The sequence below is a fragment of the Bhargavaea cecembensis genome (assembly GCF_001619585.1).
Taxonomy (GTDB): domain Bacteria; phylum Bacillota; class Bacilli; order Bacillales_A; family Planococcaceae; genus Bhargavaea; species Bhargavaea cecembensis_A.
In genome coordinates this window covers 185,227-205,450 of the sequence record NZ_LQNT01000009.1, presented here as the reverse complement: position 1 = coordinate 205,450, position 20,224 = coordinate 185,227, and the positions used below count along the sequence as shown (strand labels likewise).

The window sequence follows — 20,224 nt, the reverse complement described above, 5'->3', positions numbered from 1 at the left end:
CATATCATGGTTAAGAAAATCAGTTTATTGGGCGCCACCGGTTCCATCGGGACACAGACTGTCGACATTGTCCTGTCGGATTCGGGGCGCTTTGAAATCACGGCACTCGCAGCCGGGAAAAACCTTTCTAAGCTCCGGGAGATCCTGAGCCGGGTAAAACCGCTGTTTGTCTCGGTTTCGGATGAAAAGGATGCCGCGGCACTGAGGGCGGAATATCCCGGTATCCGGTTCGGCTACGGAAGGGAAGGCCTGCTTGAAGCGGCTGCCGGCACCGACGCGGACATCGTGGTCGGTGCGGTGATCGGCAGTGTCGGGCTTGAGCCGACGCTTGAAGCAATCCGGAGCGGCCGGGACATTGCCATTGCGAACAAGGAGACACTGGTGGCTGCCGGTTCGATTGTGACGGCGGAAGCGGACAAGCACGGCGTCCGCCTTCTCCCGGTTGACAGCGAACACTCCGCCCTGTTCCAGGCGCTGAACGGCGAGGACCCGAAACGGGTGGACCGCCTGATTCTGACAGCCTCCGGCGGCAGCTTCCGGGACAAGTCCCGCGATGAGCTGGAAGGTGTGACCGTAGAGGAAGCACTCGCCCATCCCAATTGGTCGATGGGCAGCAAGCTGACAATCGATTCCGCCACGATGATGAACAAAGGACTCGAAGTCATCGAAGCGCATCATCTATTCGGCATGCCCTACGACAAGATCGATGTCCTTCTCCACAGGGAGAGCATCATCCACTCCATGGTCGAGTTTGAGGATACGAGCGTGATTGCGCAGCTTGGCTCTCCGGATATGCGGGTGCCGATCCAGTACGCGCTCACTTACCCGGACAGGCTCCCCAGAAAGGGGACCGAGAGGCTCGATCTGGCGAAAATCGGCCTGCTGCATTTTGAGGAAGTCGACCTTGACCGCTTTCCGGCGCTCCGCATCGCTTTTGAATGCGGCAAGGCCGGCGGAACGGCGACGACTGTCATGAATGCGGCAAACGAAGTGGCGGTTGCCCTATTCATGGAAGGCCGCATCACCTTCACCGAGATTGAGCCGCTGGTCGAAAGGGCACTCGGACGGCATGACCTCATCGCGGAGCCGGACCTTGAGACCGTGCTTGCCGTGGATGCGGAGACGAGAAAAGCCGTCCTCGATATGGTAAAATAGGTCGATATGAATTCCGGCGAAAAGCCGGGTGAAGGTGGGTGCACATGCAGACAATCCTTGCATTTATTGTCGTTTTCGGTTCGCTCGTCTTCTTTCATGAGCTGGGCCACTTCCTTCTTGCCAAACGGTCCGGCATCATGGTCAGGGAGTTTGCCATCGGGTTCGGGCCGAAACTTCTCGGCATCAGCAAAGGAGAGACGCTCTACACAATCCGGCTCCTGCCGCTCGGAGGCTATGTCCGGATGGCAGGAGAAGATTTCGACAAGGTCGAGCTTCAGCCCGGCCACCGGATCGGACTCCTCCTGGATCAGGATGGGCGTGCCGAGCGCATCATCCTGAATCAGAATGACAGGACGCCGGACATGCTCTATCTGGAAGTCGAAAAAGCAGATCTCGAGAAGGAACTCTATATAGACGGTTACGATGAAGAAGAGCGGAGAGTCCGGTACCCGGTATCCCGCAAGGCGATCATCTCCGAAAAAGGCACCGAAACACTGATTGCGCCTTATGACCGGCAATTTGAGTCGAAGTCGCTCGGAGCCCGTTCGGCAACCATCATCGCAGGTCCGCTCTTTAACTTCATCCTTGCGTTTTTCATCTTTGTCATACTCGGACTGGTCCAGGGGATTCCAAAGGATGACCCGGTCATTGCTGATGTGACAGATGATGGCCCGGCCATCTCCGCCGGAATCGAGAAAGGGGACAGGATCGTCTCCGTCAATGGGCGTGAAGTCAGCACCTGGAATGCCTTCTCGGCCATCATCCAGGATAGCCCGGGCGAACAGCTGACAATCGGAGTGGAGCGGGACGGTTCTGTGACAGAGGTCAATGTCACGCCTGCCTCCATCGATGTCGAAGGCCAGACGATCGGCCAGATTGGTGTCCTGTATGAACCGCAGTACGAAAAGAATGTACTCGGAACGGTCGCATACGGGGCTGAACAGACCTGGTTCTGGTTTAAGCGGATCTTCCAGCTGCTCGGCATGCTGGTGACCGGCCAGTTCACGATCGAGGCGCTTTCGGGTCCTGTCGGCATTTATCAGGCGACGGGTGCAGTTGCACAGGCGGGAATCTTCAATCTGATGAACTGGGCTGCCGTGCTGTCAATCAACCTCGGCATCATGAACCTGCTGCCGCTTCCGGCACTGGACGGGGGGAGGCTCCTGTTCTTCGGTTTCGAGGCGCTCAGGGGCCGGCCGATCGACAAGCAGAAAGAAGGCATGGTCCATTTTGTGGGCATCATGCTGCTCATGGTTCTGATGATCGTCGTCACCTGGAACGATATCCAGAGATTTTTCTTCTGATCCATAATATTGAATATCCGGGGTGCTATACCGATGAGACAAAGCAAAACGTTCATTCCTACATTGCGCGAAACGCCGTCTGATGCGGATCTCAAGTCCCATCAGCTCCTGCTCCGCGCAGGATATATCAGGCAGAACACGAGTGGGGTCTACTCCTACCTGCCGCTGGCCAAGAAAATGCTCACGAAGATCGAATCGATCGTCCGCGAGGAGATGGATGCCATCGGCGGCTCCGAAGTGCTGATGCCTTCTCTCCAGCAGGCGGAACTATGGCAGGAAACGGGCCGCTGGTACACCTACGGCCCCGAGCTGATGAGGCTCAATGACCGCCATGGCCGTGAGTTCGCACTTGGCCCGACGCATGAAGAAGTGATTACATCGCTCCTTCGCGATGAGATCAAATCCTACAAGAAACTGCCGCTCACCCTCTATCAGATCCAGACAAAGTTCCGTGACGAAAAGCGCCCGCGCTTCGGGCTTCTCCGAGGACGGGAGTTCATTATGAAGGATGCCTATTCCTTCCATGACTCCAAGGAAAGCCTCGATGAAACCTACGAGGACATGAAACAGGCCTATACGAACATCTTCACGCGGCTCGGCCTGAATTTCCGCGCGGTCATCGCCGATTCCGGCGCAATCGGCGGAAAGGATACCCATGAGTTCATGGTGCTGTCCGAGGTCGGAGAAGATACGATCGCCTACAGTGATTCTTCCGACTTTGCAGCGAACATCGAAATGGCGGAAGTGAATGTCGACTATCCGCAACCCGAAGGCGAAGAACTCGAGATCGAGAAGGTCGACACGCCTGACGTGAAGACAATCGATGATGTGGCGGCTTTCCTGGAAGTCCGCCCGGAAGACTGCATCAAGACACTCGTGTTCATCGTCGACGATGAACCGGTCGTTGTCCTTTCCCGAGGCGATCACGAAATCAATGACATCAAGGTGAAGCATGCACTTGACGCGTCGATTGTCGAGATGGCCACGCCGGAACAGGTCAAGGAAGCGACCGGGACAGAGATCGGTTCCCTTGGTCCGGTCAAGCTGCCGACAGGCCTGAAAGTCATCGCAGACCACGCCGTCCGCTATATGCGCAATGCCGTGACGGGTGCAAATGATGACGGCCGCCACTACCGGAACGTAAATCCGGAGCGTGATTTCTCGGTGGATTCCTACGAAGACCTGAGATTTATCATGGAAGGTGACCCGTCTCCGGACGGAACCGGCACCATCCGCTTTGCAAGGGGGATTGAGGTCGGTCACATCTTCAAGCTGGGGACGACCTATTCAGAACCGATGGAAGGGACCTTCCTTGACAACAATGGCCGCCAGCAGCCGTACGTCATGGGCTGCTACGGAATCGGCGTATCACGCCTTCTGTCCGCAATGGCGGAGCAGTTCAACGACGATGACGGCCTCAAGTGGCCGAAGGATCTTGCACCGGCGGATATCCATCTGATTCCGGTGAATATGAAGGACGATTCCCAGCGTGAACTCGCTGAGGAGATGTACGGCCTTCTGTCCTCGTACCGTTACAATGTGCTGTTTGATGACCGTGCGGAGCGCCCGGGTGTCAAATTTGCGGATGCGGATCTGATCGGGCTTCCAGTCCGCCTGACGGTCGGCAAGAAGGCCGACGAGGGGATCGTGGAAGTGAAATTCCGCGCGACCGGTGAAACAGCTGAATGGAAAAAGGAAGAGCTCACGGACAAACTCCGTTCGTTCTTCGGCTGATAAACAAGACGGAACCGGAAGAACGGGAAATAGCCCTCGGGCTTTTCCCTTCTTTTTTCGGTTCTGGGAGGGAAGGAGGAACATCCTGTGGAACAAGACCCGAGAATGCGCTTCAATATTTTGCTCCAGCATATCGGCATGACCGAGGATGCGGTGGCCCGGCACTTTGAAGGGGCAACCCTCGAGCGGCTGGACGTGCATACGAAATCACGCGTCTGGCGTTTCCGGGTGACGGTGTCATCGATTCTTCCGGCTGCGATCTTCAGGGAGTTCAGAAAGCGGATTGATGCCACATTTTCCCCGATCGCACGTATTTTGCTGGATATTCGGACAGAGAATCCGGCATTTGATGAGCAGAGTGTCTGCGATTACTACGAGCTTGCGGTCGGCGAAATTGCGGACATGTCCCCGCCCGTACGGGAGCGGCTTGCGTCCCAGCTCCCGGCATGGAATGGCCAGACGCTCATCCTGAAATGCGGCAATGAGCTCGAGCTTCAAACAATGAAAGGCAAGTACGGCACACTGATCTCAGAATCCTATGCTTCGTTCGGATTTAGCGGGCTGTCGGTGGATTTTGTTCTCGGAGAAGAAGACAACGGCGAAGAAGAAGCGCGCCGTGCCTTTTTCGAGCAACGCCGGCTGGAAGAGGAGGCGCTCGCCAACCGCGCGCTGGAAGACATGAAAAAGCGGGAGAAGGAGAAAAAGGAATCCACGGGGCCGGAGGGACCGTTTTCGATTGGCCTTCCGATCAAGCCGGATGAGCCGATTACGGGCATACGCCTGATTCAGGATGAAGAACGGAAAATCACGATCGAAGGTGTCGTCTTCGATGTGGAAGTCCGCGAGCTTCGCAGCGGGCGTTCTCTCTTGACAGTTAAAGTGACCGATTATACGGACTCCATACTCGTGAAGATGTTCTCCCGTGATAAGGAAGACGCTGAAATGATGACCGCCCTGAAGAAAGGGGCCTGGGTCCGCGCCAGAGGGTCGATCCAGAATGATACCTTTATACGCGATCTCGTCATGATGGCGAATGACATTATGGAAATCGCCCCCAGGGTCAGGAAAGACGAAGCTCCGGAAGGGCGAAAGCGGATCGAGCTGCATGCCCATTCCAATATGAGCCAGATGGATGCAATGGTGCCTGCAGGAGAGCTTGTCGCCCAGGCCGCAAAATGGGGGCACCCCGCGATTGCAATCACCGACCATTCCAATGTGCAGGCTTTCCCGGATGCCTACACGGCAGGGAAAAAGCATGGCATCAAGGTGATCTTCGGGCTCGAGGCCAACCTCGTCGATGATGGCATCCCGATAGCCTACGACGAGGTCGGCAGGGATTTGGAACAGGCTGAATTCATCGTCTTCGACGTGGAAACGACCGGCCTGTCCGCGGTCTACGATAAGATTATCGAGCTTGCAGCGGTAAAGGTGAAGGGCGGAGAAATCATCGATACCTTCGAAAGCTTTTCCGACCCCGGCCATCCGCTGTCCGCTACGACAATTGAGCTTACCGGCATCACCGATGACATGGTAAGCGGTGCGCCGGCCATTGAAGAGGTGGCCCGCCGATTCCGTGACTTTGCGGGAGACGGCATTCTTGTCGCCCATAACGCCACATTCGACATGGGTTTCCTCTATGAGGCCTACAAGCTTGCAGGTGTGGAAGAGCGCGAGCACCCGGTCATCGATACACTGGAACTCGCCAGGCTCCTTCATCCCGAGCTGAAAAACCACAGGCTGAACACGCTCTGCAAAAAGTTCGGAATCGAACTCACCCAGCACCACCGGGCGATCTATGACTGTGAAGCAACCGGACATCTGCTGATCCACCTCCTGAAGGAAGCCGACCAGGATTACAGCATCAAGCGCCATGATGAATTCAACCTCCATATTGGTGGCGGAGATTCGTACAAGCGTGCCCGGCCGTCCCACTGCACGATCCTCGTCAAAGATGCGGTCGGTCTGAAGAACCTGTTCAAGCTCGTTTCCCATTCCCACACCGAGACGTTCTACCGGGTGCCGCGTATCCCGAGATCGGTACTCCAGCGGCACCGGGAAGGGTTGCTGATCGGTTCCGGCTGCGACAAGGGGGAAGTGTTTGAAGGTCTCATGCAGAAGCCGCTCGATGAAGTCGAGCAGATTGCCAAGTTTTATGATTATCTGGAAGTTCACCCGAAACCTGTCTATCAGCATCTGATCGAACTGGAGCTGGTCAGGGATGAATGGAATCTTGAGGACATCATCAGAAAAATGATGAAGCTCGGCAAGAAGACCGGTATACCGGTGGTCGCAACGGGCAATGTTCACTATATCGACGAGCATCAGGCGGCTTACCGGAAAATCCTCGTCGGTTCGCAGGGCGGCGCCAACCCGCTTAACCGTCACAATCTTCCGGATGTCCATTTCCGCACGACGGATGAAATGCTGAAGGAATTTGAATTTCTCGGCGAGGAAAAGGCAGAACAGATCGTGATCGACAATCCGCAGAAGATCGCAGACCAGATCGGCGATGTGCAAGTCATCAGGGACGAACTGTATACGCCGGAAATCGAAGGTGCGGATGATGAAGTCCGGAACCTGACATACACAATGGCCCGTTCGATCTATGGCGAGGAGCTGCCGGAAATTGTCACCGAGAGGATCGAGAAGGAGCTGACATCCATCATCGGACACGGCTTTGGGGTCATCTACCTGATCTCGCACAAGCTCGTGAAAAAGTCGCTTGATGACGGCTACCTGGTTGGGTCCCGGGGATCGGTCGGCTCGTCGCTTGTCGCGACCATGATGGAAATCACAGAAGTTAACCCGCTGCCGCCGCATTACGTATGTCCGTCCTGCAAAAAATCGGAATTCATCACAGACGGCTCAATCGGCTCCGGGTTCGACCTGCCGAGAAAGGACTGCGAAAGCTGCGGTGTCGCACTGACCAAAGACGGGCACGATATTCCGTTCGAAACGTTCCTTGGCTTCAAAGGGGACAAGGTCCCGGATATCGACCTTAACTTCAGCGGCGAATACCAGCCCCGGGCACACAATTATACAAAAGAGCTGTTTGGTGAAGACTATGTGTACCGCGCGGGAACCATCGGCACGGTCGCCGAAAAAACGGCCTACGGTTATGTGCGCGGATACATGAACGACAACGAACTGACAATGAGGAATGCGGAAATTGACCGGCTCGTCCAGGGCTGCAGCGGCGTCAAGCGGAATACCGGACAGCACCCCGGAGGGATCATTGTCGTGCCGGACACGATGGATATCTATGACTTCAGCCCGGTCCAATTCCCGGCGGACGACCAGGATGCTTCATGGAAAACGACCCATTTTGACTTCCATTCCATCCATGACAACCTGCTGAAGCTGGATATCCTCGGCCACGATGATCCGACCGTCATCCGGATGCTTCAGGATCTGTCCGGCCTGGACCCGAAAGAGATTCCGGTCGATGATCCGGAGGTCATGAAGATCTTCAGCTCGCCCGAATCACTGGGTGTTACCGAGGAGCAGATCCGCTGCAAAACGGGCACACTCGGCATTCCGGAATTCGGCACCCGCTTCGTCCGGCAAATGCTGGAGGACACAAGGCCGTCCACGTTCTCGGAACTCGTGCAGATTTCCGGCCTTTCCCACGGCACAGACGTCTGGCTCGGCAATGCGCAGGAACTGATCCACAACAAAATCTGCGTTCTGTCCGAAGTCATCGGCTGCCGGGACGATATCATGGTCTATCTGATGCACAAGGGGCTTGAGCCGTCGCTCGCATTCAAGATCATGGAGTCGGTCCGGAAAGGCCGGGGACTCACTCCAGAATTTGAAGCGGAGATGAAGAAAAATGGCGTGCCGGACTGGTACATTGATTCCTGCAAAAAGATCAAGTACATGTTCCCGAAGGCACACGCTGCAGCCTATGTCCTCATGGCCGTTCGGATCGCATGGTTCAAGGTCCACAAACCGCTGCTCTACTATGCCGCATACTTCACAGTGCGTGCGTCCGACTTCGATCTGATCGCGATGAATAAGGGACCTGCGACGATCAGGGCCCGCATCGACGAAATTGAGACCAAGGGCCTGGATGCGTCGCCGAAAGAAAAGAGTCTCCTGACCGTGCTTGAACTCGCGCTTGAAATGTGCGAGCGCGGGTATAAGTTTGGAAAGGTGGATCTCTACAAATCGAAGGCGACTGAGTTCGTCATTGATGGAGATTCGCTTATCCCCCCATTTAACGCAGTCCCCGGACTCGGGAACAACGTGGCCCGCGCAATTGCGGAGGCAAGAGAAAATGGAGAGTTTCTCTCCAAGGAAGATCTCCAGCAGCGCGGACGTGTCTCGAGGGGCATTATCGACTACCTGGATGAGCTCGGCTGCCTTGAGGGCATGCCTGAAGCGAACCAGCTCTCGCTTTTCTGATTTGTTGCAACAGCCGTGCGGCTATGGTAAAATGGATTCAACAAGTTCGGATAGTCGCGCACAGAAGAGTGGGGTCCCCCGCTCTTTTCTGTTTGTCGGGGGAAATTCCCTGTAAACAAGGAGGTCCTTATGAGCAAAATCACACAAGAAGTTGAAACGTTGGTCGCGCCGATCCTCGAAGAGCAGGATCTGGAACTCGTCGACATCGAATTTGTTAAAGAGGGACGCGACTGGTTCCTGAGGGTGTTCATCGACACACCCGGAGGAGGCATTGATATCGAGCAGTGTGCGGCTGTCAGTGAACAGCTGAGCATCAGGCTTGATGAGGCGGACCCGATTCCGCAAAACTACTTCCTCGAAGTTTCCTCGCCGGGAGCCGAGCGTCCGCTCAAAAAAGAGCAGGACATGGAACGGGCGGTCGGCCAATATGTCCACATCCGGACGTATGAGCAGATCGACGGGAGAAAAGAGTTTGAAGGCTACCTCCTCTCCTACGGTGAAGAGGGTGCGGAAATTGAAATGAAAGTGAAAACACGCAAAGTGAAAGTGCTGATACCGAAGGACAAAATTGCGTTTGCACGTTTGGCCATCGATTTTTCGGCATAATGTCCGGATAGGAGTGAAATACAGATGAGCAGCGATCTTCTGGAAGCGCTCAACGCCCTTGAGAAACAGAAGGGCATTTCGAGGGATGTGCTTGTCGAGGCGATTGAAACCGCCCTCGTTACCGCATACCGCCGCAATTTCAACCAGGCGCAGAACGTCCGCGTAGACCTGAACATGGATGCGGGCACGATGAAAGTCTTTTCCCGCAAGGATGTCGTCGAGGAGGTTGAGGATGACCGCCTGCAAGTCTCGCTTGAGGAGGCGCGCAAGGTCAATCCGCTGTACGAGATCGGCGATGTGCTCGAAGAGGAAGTGACCCCGCGCAACTTTGGACGCATCGCAGCGCAGACGGCGAAACAGGTTGTTACTCAGCGTGTTCGCGAGGCAGAGCGCGGCATGATCTACGATGAGTATGTGGACCGCCAGGACGACATCGTAAACGGCGTCGTTGAACGGCTTGATCCGCGGAACATCTATGTGAGTCTGGGCAAGGTCGAAGCGGTCCTTCCGCAGAACGAGCAGATTCCTTCCGAAACGTATCGTCCGCATGACCGCATCAAGGTATACATCACAAAAGTGGAACGTGCTGCCCGCGGCCCGCAGGTGTTCGTTTCGCGGACACATCCCGGCCTGCTTCGCCGCCTGTTCGAGATGGAAGTGCCGGAAATCTATGACGGGATCGTTGAGATCAAGTCGATTGCACGTGAAGCCGGCGACCGCTCCAAAATCTCGGTGTATGCCCATGATGACGATGTCGATCCGGTCGGCTCCTGCGTCGGAGCGCGCGGCAACCGCGTCCAGACCATCGTGGATGAGTTGTCCGGAGAAAAGATCGATATCGTGGAATGGTCCGAGAATCCGGAAATCTTTGTGGCGAATGCACTTAGCCCGGCCAAAGTGCTTGATGTGCTGGTCAATGAAGAGGACAAGTCGACTACGGTCGTCGTCCCGGATTATCAGCTTTCCCTAGCCATCGGCAAGCGCGGACAGAACGCACGTCTTGCGGCAAAGCTGACCGGCTGGAAGATCGACATCAAGAGCGAAGCGGATGCTACGGAACTCGGCATCTATCCCCGCACGGTGACTGATGAGCCGGAGTGGGAAGACGGCGAATGGGCCGAAGACGCCGATGACCTTTATGATGTACAGGGCACCGGCGATGAGACTGATCCTGAAAACATCGACCTTTACGATGACGTGCAGGCCGATGACGAAGGTGAATCGAAAGAAGACTGACTCTTGAAAGGATGGGAGCAATGGGGAACGGCAAGAAAATCCCTCTCCGGAGATGCTCGGCAACCGGCGAAATGTTCCCGAAGAAAGAGATGATCCGCGTCGTCCGGACAAAGGAAGGCGAGGTTTCCGTCGATCCGACAGGCAAGAAGTCAGGTCGCGGGACATACATCTCCAAATCGGAAAAGGCCGTTGAACAGGCTAAAAAGCGGAAATCGCTGGACAGCCAGCTGGGCGTCAAAGTTCCTGAAGAAATCTATGATGAGGTACTGCGCCTCATCCTGAGAGAAAAACTGCTATGAACGAACAGAAGATATACAGCCTTTTGGGGCTGGCGGCGCGCGCGCGCAAAATCGCAACCGGCGAAGACCTCGCCATCGAAGCGATCCGTTCGGGAAAGGCGAAGCTGGTCATTCTGTCTTCAGATGCTTCGGACAACACCCGCGGCAAAATCACTGACAAGGGTGCCCATTACGGAATTCCAGTGCATGAGTTCGGGACGAGATATGAACTGGGCCATGCAATCGGAAAGGAGGCGCGCGTCACACTGGCGATCATGGACAGCGGCTTTGCAAAAAAGCTGTCCGGCCTGCTTGAGGAACCAGAGGAGGACTGACTGAATGACGAAAATGAGAGTTCATGAATATGCGAAAAAGGTAAATAAGTCGAGCCGTGAGGTCATTGACGAGCTGGACAAAATGAAGGTAGAAGTCAAAAACCATATGTCGGTGCTTGAAAGTGACGTAACGGCAAAACTTGACAGCAAGTTCGGCCAGGGCGGCAGCCGCCCGAACAACCAGGGCGGCAATCGTCCGTCCGGCCAAAACGGCAACCGCCAGGGCGGCCAAGGCGGCGGCAACCGTCCGGCAGGTCAGGGCGGCAATCGCCAGGGCGGCCAAGGCGGCGGCAACCGCCAGGGCGGCCAGGGCGGCAGCAATCGTCCGGCGGGCCAAGGCGGCGGCAATCGCCAGGGCGGCCAGGGCGGCAGCAATCGTCCGGCAGGCCAAGGCGGAGGCAATCGCCAGGGCGGCCAGGGCGGCGGCAATCGTCCGGCAGGCCAGGGCGGCGGCAATCGCCAGGGCGGCCAGGGCGGCAGCAATCGTCCGGCAGGCCAAGGCGGCGGCAATCGTCAGGGCGGCCAGGGCGGCAATAACCGTCCTGGAGGCCAGGGCGGAGGAAACCGCCGGGGCGGCGGCCGCAAGATCCGCGGCACCCACCAGGGGAAGAAGAAAAATTACAGCCAGCAGCAGGCACCGCGCACACCAAAGCCGCTGCCGGAGAAAATTACCTTCTACGAGTCGCTGAGCGTAGCGGAACTCGCTAAAAAACTCGGCCGGGAACCATCCGAGATCATCAAGAAACTCTTCATGCTCGGCGTCATGGCGACGATCAATCAGGAGCTTGATAAAGACGCGATTGAACTGATCTGTGCAGATTACGGTGTGGAAGTCGAAGAAGAAATCCGCATCGACCGGACCGACCTTGAAACCTACTTCGAGGAAGAGGAAGGTGCGGAAGAGCTCAAGGAAGAGCGCCCGCCGGTCGTTACCATCATGGGTCACGTTGACCACGGGAAGACCACCCTTCTTGACTCCATCCGGAACACGAAAGTCACCGAAGGAGAGGCTGGGGGCATCACCCAGCACATCGGTGCCTATCAGGTCGAAGCAAACGGCAAGAAAATCACTTTCCTGGATACACCTGGTCACGCGGCATTTACAACCATGCGTGCACGCGGTGCGAAAATCACGGACCTTACGATACTCGTCGTCGCGGCGGATGACGGCGTCATGCCGCAGACTGTCGAAGCGATCAACCATGCAAAGGCGGCAGAAGTGCCGATTATCGTGGCAGTCAATAAGGTCGACAAGCCGACAGCCAACCCCGACCGTGTCATGCAGGAACTGACCGAGCACGGCCTCGTGCCTGAAGACTGGGGCGGAGACACGATCTTTGTACCGGTGTCCGCACTAAAAGGGGAAGGCATCGACACTTTGCTTGAGATGATCGTGCTCGTTTCCGAAGTGGAAGAGCTCAAGGCCAATCCTGACCAGAATGCCCGCGGAACCGTCATTGAGGCACAGCTTGACAAGGGCCGCGGCGCCGTGGCTACCCTCCTTGTACAGGAAGGGACACTCAAAGTCGGAGATCCGATCGTTGTCGGCTCCACATTCGGACGTGTCCGGGCGATGGTCAATGACATCGGCCGCCGTGTCAAGGAAGCCCTTCCGTCGGCTCCTGTCGAAATCACGGGTCTGAGTGATGTGCCGTTTGCAGGTGACCGCTTCGTCGTATTTGATGACGAGAAGTCGGCACGCCAGGTCGGTGAATCACGTGCGATGGACGACCTTCAGGAGCAGCGCGGCGAAAAGAACCGCGTCACTCTTGACAATCTGTTCGAGCACATGAAACAGGGCGAGATGAAAGACATCAACCTGATCGTCAAGGCGGACGTCCAGGGTACGGTCGAGGCGCTTGCATCATCTCTCATGAAGATCGAGGTCGAAGGTGTCAACGTCAAGATCATCCACACCGGCGTAGGTGCCATCACCGAATCGGATATCACGCTGGCAGCTGCATCCAATGCCATTGTCATCGGATACAACGTCCGTCCGGATGTAAACGCGAAACGCGCTGCCGAGGAAGAAGGCGTCGATGTCCGTCTCCACCGGATCATCTACAAGGTGATCGAGGAGATCGAATCCGCGATGAAGGGAATGCTGGATCCGGAGTTCGAGGAGAAGATTATCGGCCAGGTCGAAGTGCGCGAAACGTTCAAGGTTTCCAAAGTGGGTACGATTGCCGGCGGCTATGTAACCGACGGCAAAGTCACCCGCGATTCGGGTGTCCGTGTGATCCGGGACGGCGTTGTCATCTTCGAAGGCGAGCTCGATACACTCAAGCGATTCAAAGATGACGTCAAAGAAGTCGCCCGCGGGTATGAATGCGGCCTGACAATCAAAAACTATAACGACATCAAAGAAGGCGATGTCATTGAAGCGTATGTAATGGAAGAAGTCGAGCGGAAGTGATTGTTGCCGCCGAATGTGAATTCTTCCTGTACGATACACATTCGCTGAAAGAAAAAAGGGCGATTCTGCAGCGCATGCTCACGAGGGCCCGCCAGAAGTACAATGTCTCCATCGCCGAAACGGACCATCAGGACCTTTGGCAGAGGGCCGGCTTCACCCTGGCTGCCGCCGCATCTTCCGGTATGGTGGCCGAGCGTGAAGTTGACCGGGTGCTGAACTTTCTGATGTCCCATTCCGGCTGGGAGATGACAAGCAGCAAGAAGTATCATTTATAGCGGAAGCCGAGGTGTTCTATATGACAATGAGGGCAAACCGCGTGGCGGAACAGATGAAAAAAGAAATGGGCGACATCATCGGCCGGAAGCTGAAGGACCCGAGAATCGGGTTCGTCACCGTTACCGATGTCGAGGTGACCGGCGACCTTCAGCAGGCGACAGTGTTTATCTCCGTACTTGGCGATGACCGCCAGAAGGAAGATACGCTAAAAGGCCTGACAAAGGCCAAAGGATTCATCCGTTCTGAAATCGGAAATCGGATCCGCCTGCGAAAGACGCCGGAGCTGCTTTTCGAATTCGATGAATCCGTCGACTACGGCAACCGGATCGAGTCGCTTCTCCGCGAGGTGAACGAGTCGAATCCGGAAGACTGAGAATAAGCCTGCAGCCGTTCCGGCAGCAGGCTTGTTTTCCGTACATAGGAAAGGAGGAGAACGCCATGCTTGAGGGAATCCTGCCGCTCTGGAAAGAAAAGGGCATGACATCACACGACTGTGTTTTCCGGCTCAGGAAGATTCTCGGGATGAAGCGCATCGGCCATACGGGCACGCTCGACCCCGATGTCGAGGGCGTACTTCCGATCTGCCTCGGCCGTGCGACGAAGGCGGCCGAATACATTACGGATATGGGCAAGACATACGAAGCCGTTGTCAGCATCGGCCGCTCGACCGAGACAGAGGATGCCTCGGGCGCAACCGTGGAGCAGGACCTGGCCCAAAAGTGTTTTTCCGATACGGAGATTCGGGACGTTCTCCAATCACTCACCGGGGAAATCACCCAGGTTCCCCCGATGTATTCGGCTGTAAAGGTGAACGGCAAGCGGCTTTATGAGTATGCGCGACAGGGACAGTCTGTGGAGCGGCCGTTCCGAAAAGTCATGATCCGGGAGATCGAGCTTCTATCCAGCGGGAAACTGTTTGAAGGAACCGAGGTCGACTTCCGCATTCGGGTTGACTGCGGCAAGGGAACCTATATCCGCACACTTGCGGTACAGATTGGCGAGAAACTGGGCTTTCCGGCCCATATGGCCTCCCTTGTCCGTACAGCATCCGGTCCCTTCACGGCAAAAGACTGCCTGACGCTGGCGGAAGTGGAACAACAGCGGGAACGCGGTATCCTGGAAGCATCCCTGCTTCCTGTTGAACGGGCGCTCTCCGAATTCCCTTGCGTAAATGCAGATGAAGCTCATCTGCAGAAAATCTTGAACGGCCAAGTACTGCCGGCACACCCGCTGCTTGCCGAGCATCAGCGGATCGTCTTTATGGATAGCATCCGGGCGGTGGCCGTATACCGCCGCCATCCTGAAAAAACCGGGCTGATGAAGCCGGAGAAAATGTTTGGCATGGTTGAAGACAAGAGGTGAACATATTGAAGATCCAACACATTGAATATCCCGAAATTCCGGAAACGGGCGGCTGGGAATACTCGATGGCAGCCGGATTTTTTGACGGCATCCACCGGGGGCATCAGGAAGTGATCGGCCATGCCATGGATGTGGCCCGTGAGAAGGGGCTTCTTCCCGCTGTCATGACGTTTGACCCGCACCCTTCTGCCGTGCTCGGCAGCCGGAAAGAAGTCACTTACATCACGCCTTACAAACAGAAGATGCAGTTGCTTGAAGAGATGGGGGCGGACACGGTGTTCGTCATCCATTTCACCAAGGAATTCGCATCGGTGACTCCCGAACAGTTCATCGAGTGCTATATCCGGAAGCTGGGCGTCCGCCACATCACCTGCGGTTACGATTTTTCCTTCGGACGGTTCGGCAAAGGGAAGCCCGATGATCTCGAAAGACTTTCGGGAGGGGGCTACGGTGTATCCGTAATCGGAAAGGTAACAGAAGAGGACGACAAGATCAGTTCGACCCGCATCCGGTCGATGCTCAGCGAGGGGGACGTATCCGGCGCCGCGCACCTCCTCGGCCGCCCGCTCATGACCGACGGTACGGTGATCGAAGGCGACAAGAGGGGACGGCTGATCGGATTTCCTACTGCAAATGTAGATCCGGTGCCGGGCTCCTGCCTTCCCGCACCGGGCGTGTATGCCGCCACATTTGAAGCTGACGGAACGCTTCATGACGGTGTTCTCAATGCCGGCTACCGTCCGACATTCAAAGACCCGTCCGATACCTTCCTTTCGGTCGAGGTGCACCTGCTTGACTTTGATGGGAACCTGTACGGAAAAGATGTGCGGGTGCGCTGGATCAGGCGGATCCGGGAAGAGCGGAAGTTCGCGGGGATTGATGAGCTCAAAGCCCAGATCACACGCGACAAGGAAGAAGCGTTTCGGATACTTTCTGCGCATCCTGACAGTTGAATCGGCCCGCGGGCTGTGTTATGATACTCATGTGCAGTTGCACTAACCATTGCTTGGCAATCGACTCACCAACGTTTGCTCGGGAATCGGGGATTTTCAACTAATAGATTTGGAGGTGAACAGGATGGCACTTACAAAAGAGCGTAAAAACGAACTCATCCAAGAGTTCCAAACACACGAATCGGATACGGGATCTCCTGATATCCAGATCGCTATCCTCACGGAAGAGATCAACAACCTGAACGAACACTTGCGCACACACAAGAAAGACCACCACTCCCGCCGCGGCCTTTACAAAATGGTCGGCCGTCGCCGGAATCTGCTCAAGTACCTTCGTGAAAACGATGTTCAGCGTTATCGTGACCTCATCGCGAAGCTTGGCCTTCGCCGATAAGATCGCACATACAAAAGCGGGCTGCGGCCCGTTTTTTTTAATGCCATGAAATCCATTCACAATAAACCCGTTCCCCCGCAAATCCTTTCGCATCACTATGCGAATTTTGGTACACTATGGGGAGTGAGTACATACGTTTGACGGCTGTCACGGCCTGCCACCGCTCCCATAGGCTGCGCATGCAGACGGACAGGCACCCGGTATAGCGTTATGCACAGAAGAGAGGAGCCCCATGATGAACGAGAATCACAAAACGTACGAATTTGATTGGGCCGGCCGGACGCTCATCGTCGAGACGGGTAAATTTGCGAAGCAGGCGAACGGAGGCGTGCTGATCCGCTATGGAGATACGGCGGTACTGTCCACCGCAACGGCATCCAAGGAGCCGAAGCCACTGGACTTCTTCCCGCTCACCGTCAACTATGAGGAACGCCTCTATGCTGTCGGCAAAATTCCCGGCGGCTTTATCAAACGGGAAGGCCGTCCTTCCGAAAAGGCGGTCCTGACCAGCCGACTCATCGACCGTCCGATCCGACCGCTGTTCCCGGACGGTTTCCGGAACGAAGTGCAGGTCATCTCTATGGTCATGTCGGTCGATCAGGACTGCTCGTCCGAGATGGCCGCGATGTTCGGTTCTTCGCTCGCCCTGATGGTTTCGGACATACCGTTCGGCGGCCCGATTGCGGGTGTAAAGGTCGGCCGCATTGACGGCAAATTCATCATCAACCCTACCGTCGATCAGGAAGCGAAAAGCGACATCGACCTGATTGTAGCCGGAACAAAAGACGCCATCAACATGGTGGAGGCCGGCGCAGACGAGGTTGAGGAGTCCGTCATGCTGGAAGCGATTATGTTCGGCCATGAAGAAATCAAGCGCCTTGTGGCCTTCCAGGAAGAGATTGCCCGAGAAGCCGGCAAGGAGAACAGGGAGATCACCCTCTTCGAACTGGACCGGGAGCTTACAGAGGAAGTACGCGAAAAAGCGGAAGCCTCTCTGCTTGAAGCTATCCAGACAAAAGAGAAGCACGCCAGGGAAGAAGCCATCGCTGCAGTGAAGGCTTCCGTGATCGAAGCGTATGCGGAAGGAGAAGAAGAAACGGACCTCGGGCAGGTCCGTGCCATTCTCGATAAACTCGTCAAAGACGAAGTCCGCCGCCTGATCACCGATGAAAAGATCCGCCCTGACGGAAGGAAGCCGGATGAAATCCGCCCGCTGTCCTCCGAGGCCGGCATCCTCAGCCGGACTCACGGTTCGGCGCTGTTCACCCGGGGACAGACGCAGGTGCTCAGCATCTGTACACTCGGTGCACTTGGGGACGTCCAGATTATCGATGGACTCGGCCTGGAAGAATCCAAGCGATTCATGCACCACTACAACTTCCCTCAGTTCAGCGTAGGGGAGACTGGCCCGATCCGCTCCCCGGGCCGCAGGGAAATCGGGCATGGCGCACTCGGTGAGCGTGCCCTCGCACCGATCGTTCCTTCCGAGGATGAATTCCCGTACACGATCCGGGTCGTTTCTGAAGTGCTGGAATCCAACGGTTCCTCTTCCCAGGCATCGATCTGCGCATCCACGATGGCGATGATGGATGCCGGCGTCCCGATCAAGGCACCGGTTGCCGGTATTGCCATGGGCCTCGTCAAAAAAGGTGATAACTATACCGTTCTGTCGGACATCCAGGGGATGGAAGACGCCCTCGGAGACATGGACTTCAAGGTGGCGGGAACCGAAAAAGGCATCACCGCCCTGCAGATGGACATCAAGGTCGAAGGACTGTCCCGCGAAATCCTCGAGGAAGCGCTGGAACAGGCGAAGGCGGGCCGGATGCACATTATGGAAAACATGATGTCCGCAATTTCCGAGCCGCGCAAGCAGCTGTCCGACCACGCTCCGAAGATTATCGTGATTCAGATCAAGCCTGAGAAGATCCGTGACGTAATCGGGCCTGGCGGCAAGCAGATCAACAAGATCATCGATGAGACCGGTGTCAAGATCGACACCGAACAGGACGGCACCATCTACATTTCCTCAATCGATCAGGAAATGAACGAGAAGGCCAAATCGATGATTGAAAACATCGTCCGCGAGGCACAGGTCGGTGAATACTATGACGGCAAGGTCAAGCGGATCGAGAAATTCGGGGCATTCCTCGAAATCTTCCCGGGCAAGGACGGTCTGCTTCACATCTCTGAAATCCAGGAGCAACGGACAAACAAAGTCGAAGATGTCCTGTCAATCGGTGACGTGGTACGGGTCAAGGTCGTCGAGATCGACAACCATAATCGGGTGAACCTGTCCCGCAAGGCGGTCCTGAAAGAAGAGAAAGACGCTTCGGAAGAAACCGAAAAAACGGAATAACCATCACCAGAGGGCGGCCGGTTCGGCCGGCCCTCTTTTTACCGGCCGGCTCTTATGGCAGTGCCGGAAACATAAACATAACTAAAGGGGGGAGAAGATGATCCAGACCAGACGATGTCCGAACGGCGTGCGGATTGTCACAGAACCGATGCAGCATGTCCGTTCGGTGGCGATCGGCATTTGGGTTAAGGCAGGTGCAAGAAATGAATCGGCAGGGGAAGCCGGCATGGCCCACTTTATTGAGCACATGCTCTTCAAGGGGACAGACAGGCGGACAGCAAAAGACATAGCGGAAGCAATTGACCGGACAGGCGGGGAGATCAATGCGTACACCGCAATGGAAGAGACCTGCTTCTACGTTAATGTGCTTGCCGAAGACGCACCTGTGGCAATCGATATACTGGCGGACATGTTCTTCAACTCGGTCTTTGACGAGCAGGAGATGCGCAAGGAAAAGTCCGTCATTCTTGAAGAAATCGCCATGGTCGCCGACACCCCGGATGATGACGTTCATGAACAGCTGCAGGCGGCCATGTATCCGGGTCATGCGATGGGGCGTCCGATCCTCGGCACTCCTGAAACGGTGAGCGCTTTTACAAGGGAAGAAACGCTCGAATTCATGAAGCGGGAGTACCGGCCGGAACGGGTTGTCATCTCAGTGGCGGGCTGTGTGGATGATGCGCTGATCGGGCGGCTGGAACAATGCTTCGGGACGTTCAGTGGAGGAGCTGAATCACCCCTTTCCATGAAGCGGCCGGAATTTACTCCGGGAGCAATCCGAAAGCGGAAAGACACGGAACAGGCTCATTTGTGCTTCGGCTATCCGGGGCTGGATGTGAATGATTCCGACATCTACGGAATGATCATCCTGAATGCCCTCTTCGGAGGGAGCATGAGCTCAAGACTCTTCCAGCGGATCCGCGAAGAAAAGGGACTCGCCTATTCGGTCTACTCGTATCATTCGTCCCATACAGATACGGGATCGGTCACCATCTATGCCGGCACCTCGCCGTCCCGTCTGGAGGAGACACGGGCAGTCATCCGTAATGAAGTATCCGGCCTTCTCCGGGATGGTGTATCCGACAGCGAGATCGAGGGAGCAGTCAGCCAGATGAAGGGGAGCCTCCTCCTCGGACTTGAGTCACCTGAATCGAGAATGAGCAGGAATGCCAAAAACGAACTTTTTACCGGAGAACATAAAGATATCGACAAAGTGATGGATGAATTCCGCCGTGTGGACGGCCGGCAGATCCGCCGCATTGCGGAAAGGATCTTTAGCGGCCGGCCGGCAGAGTCGATCATCATCCCGAACTAAAACCGGAAGGCTTTTGCCTTCCGGTTTTTTTGCACGTTCCGTGCATTTCCTGTACGGAACTTCCGCCCGGGCGGCGCATATAGTTTAGAAGAAG

General features: G+C 55.9%; 16 protein-coding genes. All 16 read left to right on the top strand.

Features of this window, described 5'->3' with window-relative positions; all coding sequences use genetic code 11:
- Window positions 1-6: 6 nt before the first annotated feature.
- The 16 genes from AV656_RS04680 to AV656_RS04605 all read left to right on the top strand — a co-directional run bounded on the left by AV656_RS04680 (window position 7) and on the right by AV656_RS04605 (window position 20,130).
- Window positions 7-1,155: a 1-deoxy-D-xylulose-5-phosphate reductoisomerase gene (locus AV656_RS04680; RefSeq protein WP_063179385.1), complete on the top strand. Its 1,149-nt coding sequence runs from the start codon at window positions 7-9 to the stop codon at window positions 1,153-1,155.
- A 44-nt stretch (window positions 1,156-1,199) separates the two neighbouring features.
- Window positions 1,200-2,459 carry an RIP metalloprotease RseP gene (gene rseP, locus AV656_RS04675; protein ID WP_063179383.1) on the top strand — a complete coding sequence of 420 codons (1,260 nt, stop codon included), beginning with the start codon at window positions 1,200-1,202 and terminating at the stop codon, window positions 2,457-2,459.
- Window positions 2,460-2,492: 33 nt separating this feature from the next.
- The gene (locus tag AV656_RS04670; RefSeq protein ID WP_063179381.1) at window positions 2,493-4,193 is read left to right on the top strand and encodes a proline--tRNA ligase; all 1,701 of its coding nucleotides are present in this window, start codon (window positions 2,493-2,495) and stop codon (window positions 4,191-4,193) included.
- Window positions 4,194-4,298: 105 nt separating this feature from the next.
- Window positions 4,299-8,600 carry a PolC-type DNA polymerase III gene (locus AV656_RS04665; protein ID WP_063181228.1) on the top strand — a complete coding sequence of 1,434 codons (4,302 nt, stop codon included), beginning with the start codon at window positions 4,299-4,301 and terminating at the stop codon, window positions 8,598-8,600.
- 129 nt (window positions 8,601-8,729) lie between these two features.
- A complete protein-coding gene (gene rimP, locus AV656_RS04660) occupies window positions 8,730-9,206 on the top strand; it encodes a ribosome maturation factor RimP (protein ID WP_063179379.1) in 477 nt (158 codons plus the stop codon).
- A gap of 24 nt (window positions 9,207-9,230) precedes the next feature.
- On the top strand, window positions 9,231-10,442 hold the full coding sequence (nusA, locus tag AV656_RS04655) for a transcription termination factor NusA (RefSeq protein WP_063179377.1): 1,212 nt from the start codon (window positions 9,231-9,233) through the stop codon (window positions 10,440-10,442).
- A 20-nt stretch (window positions 10,443-10,462) separates the two neighbouring features.
- Entirely contained in the window at window positions 10,463-10,741 is a 279-nt protein-coding gene (rnpM, locus tag AV656_RS04650) for an RNase P modulator RnpM (RefSeq protein ID WP_008297171.1), read from the top strand.
- Window positions 10,738-11,055 carry a YlxQ family RNA-binding protein gene (locus AV656_RS04645; protein WP_063179375.1) on the top strand — a complete coding sequence of 106 codons (318 nt, stop codon included), beginning with the start codon at window positions 10,738-10,740 and terminating at the stop codon, window positions 11,053-11,055. Before rnpM ends, AV656_RS04645 begins: the two co-directional genes overlap by 4 nt.
- 4 nt (window positions 11,056-11,059) lie before the next feature.
- Window positions 11,060-13,471 (top strand): translation initiation factor IF-2, encoded by a 2,412-nt coding sequence (gene infB / locus AV656_RS04640; protein ID WP_063179373.1) that lies wholly within the window; start codon window positions 11,060-11,062, stop codon window positions 13,469-13,471.
- Window positions 13,468-13,746 carry a DUF503 domain-containing protein gene (locus AV656_RS04635; RefSeq protein WP_063179371.1) on the top strand — a complete coding sequence of 93 codons (279 nt, stop codon included), beginning with the start codon at window positions 13,468-13,470 and terminating at the stop codon, window positions 13,744-13,746. Before infB ends, AV656_RS04635 begins: the two co-directional genes overlap by 4 nt.
- Window positions 13,747-13,766: 20 nt before the next feature.
- Window positions 13,767-14,120 carry a 30S ribosome-binding factor RbfA gene (gene rbfA / locus AV656_RS04630; protein WP_063181225.1) on the top strand — a complete coding sequence of 118 codons (354 nt, stop codon included), beginning with the start codon at window positions 13,767-13,769 and terminating at the stop codon, window positions 14,118-14,120.
- 65 nt (window positions 14,121-14,185) lie between these two features.
- Complete coding sequence (gene truB, locus AV656_RS04625) at window positions 14,186-15,109, top strand: tRNA pseudouridine(55) synthase TruB (RefSeq protein WP_063179369.1); 924 nt, start codon at window positions 14,186-14,188, stop codon at window positions 15,107-15,109.
- 5 nt (window positions 15,110-15,114) lie between these two features.
- The gene (locus tag AV656_RS04620; RefSeq protein ID WP_063179367.1) at window positions 15,115-16,062 is read left to right on the top strand and encodes a bifunctional riboflavin kinase/FAD synthetase; all 948 of its coding nucleotides are present in this window, start codon (window positions 15,115-15,117) and stop codon (window positions 16,060-16,062) included.
- 124 nt (window positions 16,063-16,186) lie between these two features.
- A complete protein-coding gene (rpsO, locus tag AV656_RS04615) occupies window positions 16,187-16,456 on the top strand; it encodes a 30S ribosomal protein S15 (RefSeq protein ID WP_063179365.1) in 270 nt (89 codons plus the stop codon).
- Window positions 16,457-16,691: 235 nt separating this feature from the next.
- The gene (gene pnp / locus AV656_RS04610; protein ID WP_063181223.1) at window positions 16,692-18,815 is read left to right on the top strand and encodes a polyribonucleotide nucleotidyltransferase; all 2,124 of its coding nucleotides are present in this window, start codon (window positions 16,692-16,694) and stop codon (window positions 18,813-18,815) included.
- A gap of 97 nt (window positions 18,816-18,912) precedes the next feature.
- Window positions 18,913-20,130 carry a M16 family metallopeptidase gene (locus AV656_RS04605; protein ID WP_063179363.1) on the top strand — a complete coding sequence of 406 codons (1,218 nt, stop codon included), beginning with the start codon at window positions 18,913-18,915 and terminating at the stop codon, window positions 20,128-20,130.
- Window positions 20,131-20,224: the final 94 nt, after the last annotated feature.

Coding starts and splice junctions, on each gene's coding strand:
- pnp (WP_063181223.1), top strand. CDS start 16,692: ATGAACGAGAATCACAAAACGTACGAATTTGATTGGGCCGGCCGGACG.
- AV656_RS04665 (WP_063181228.1), top strand. CDS start 4,299: ATGCGCTTCAATATTTTGCTCCAGCATATCGGCATGACCGAGGATGCG.
- rimP (WP_063179379.1), top strand. CDS start 8,730: ATGAGCAAAATCACACAAGAAGTTGAAACGTTGGTCGCGCCGATCCTC.
- rbfA (WP_063181225.1), top strand. CDS start 13,767: ATGACAATGAGGGCAAACCGCGTGGCGGAACAGATGAAAAAAGAAATG.
- nusA (WP_063179377.1), top strand. CDS start 9,231: ATGAGCAGCGATCTTCTGGAAGCGCTCAACGCCCTTGAGAAACAGAAG.
- AV656_RS04605 (WP_063179363.1), top strand. CDS start 18,913: ATGATCCAGACCAGACGATGTCCGAACGGCGTGCGGATTGTCACAGAA.
- AV656_RS04670 (WP_063179381.1), top strand. CDS start 2,493: ATGAGACAAAGCAAAACGTTCATTCCTACATTGCGCGAAACGCCGTCT.
- rnpM (WP_008297171.1), top strand. CDS start 10,463: ATGGGGAACGGCAAGAAAATCCCTCTCCGGAGATGCTCGGCAACCGGC.
- rpsO (WP_063179365.1), top strand. CDS start 16,187: ATGGCACTTACAAAAGAGCGTAAAAACGAACTCATCCAAGAGTTCCAA.
- AV656_RS04645 (WP_063179375.1), top strand. CDS start 10,738: ATGAACGAACAGAAGATATACAGCCTTTTGGGGCTGGCGGCGCGCGCG.
- AV656_RS04680 (WP_063179385.1), top strand. CDS start 7: ATGGTTAAGAAAATCAGTTTATTGGGCGCCACCGGTTCCATCGGGACA.
- infB (WP_063179373.1), top strand. CDS start 11,060: ATGACGAAAATGAGAGTTCATGAATATGCGAAAAAGGTAAATAAGTCG.
- rseP (WP_063179383.1), top strand. CDS start 1,200: ATGCAGACAATCCTTGCATTTATTGTCGTTTTCGGTTCGCTCGTCTTC.
- truB (WP_063179369.1), top strand. CDS start 14,186: ATGCTTGAGGGAATCCTGCCGCTCTGGAAAGAAAAGGGCATGACATCA.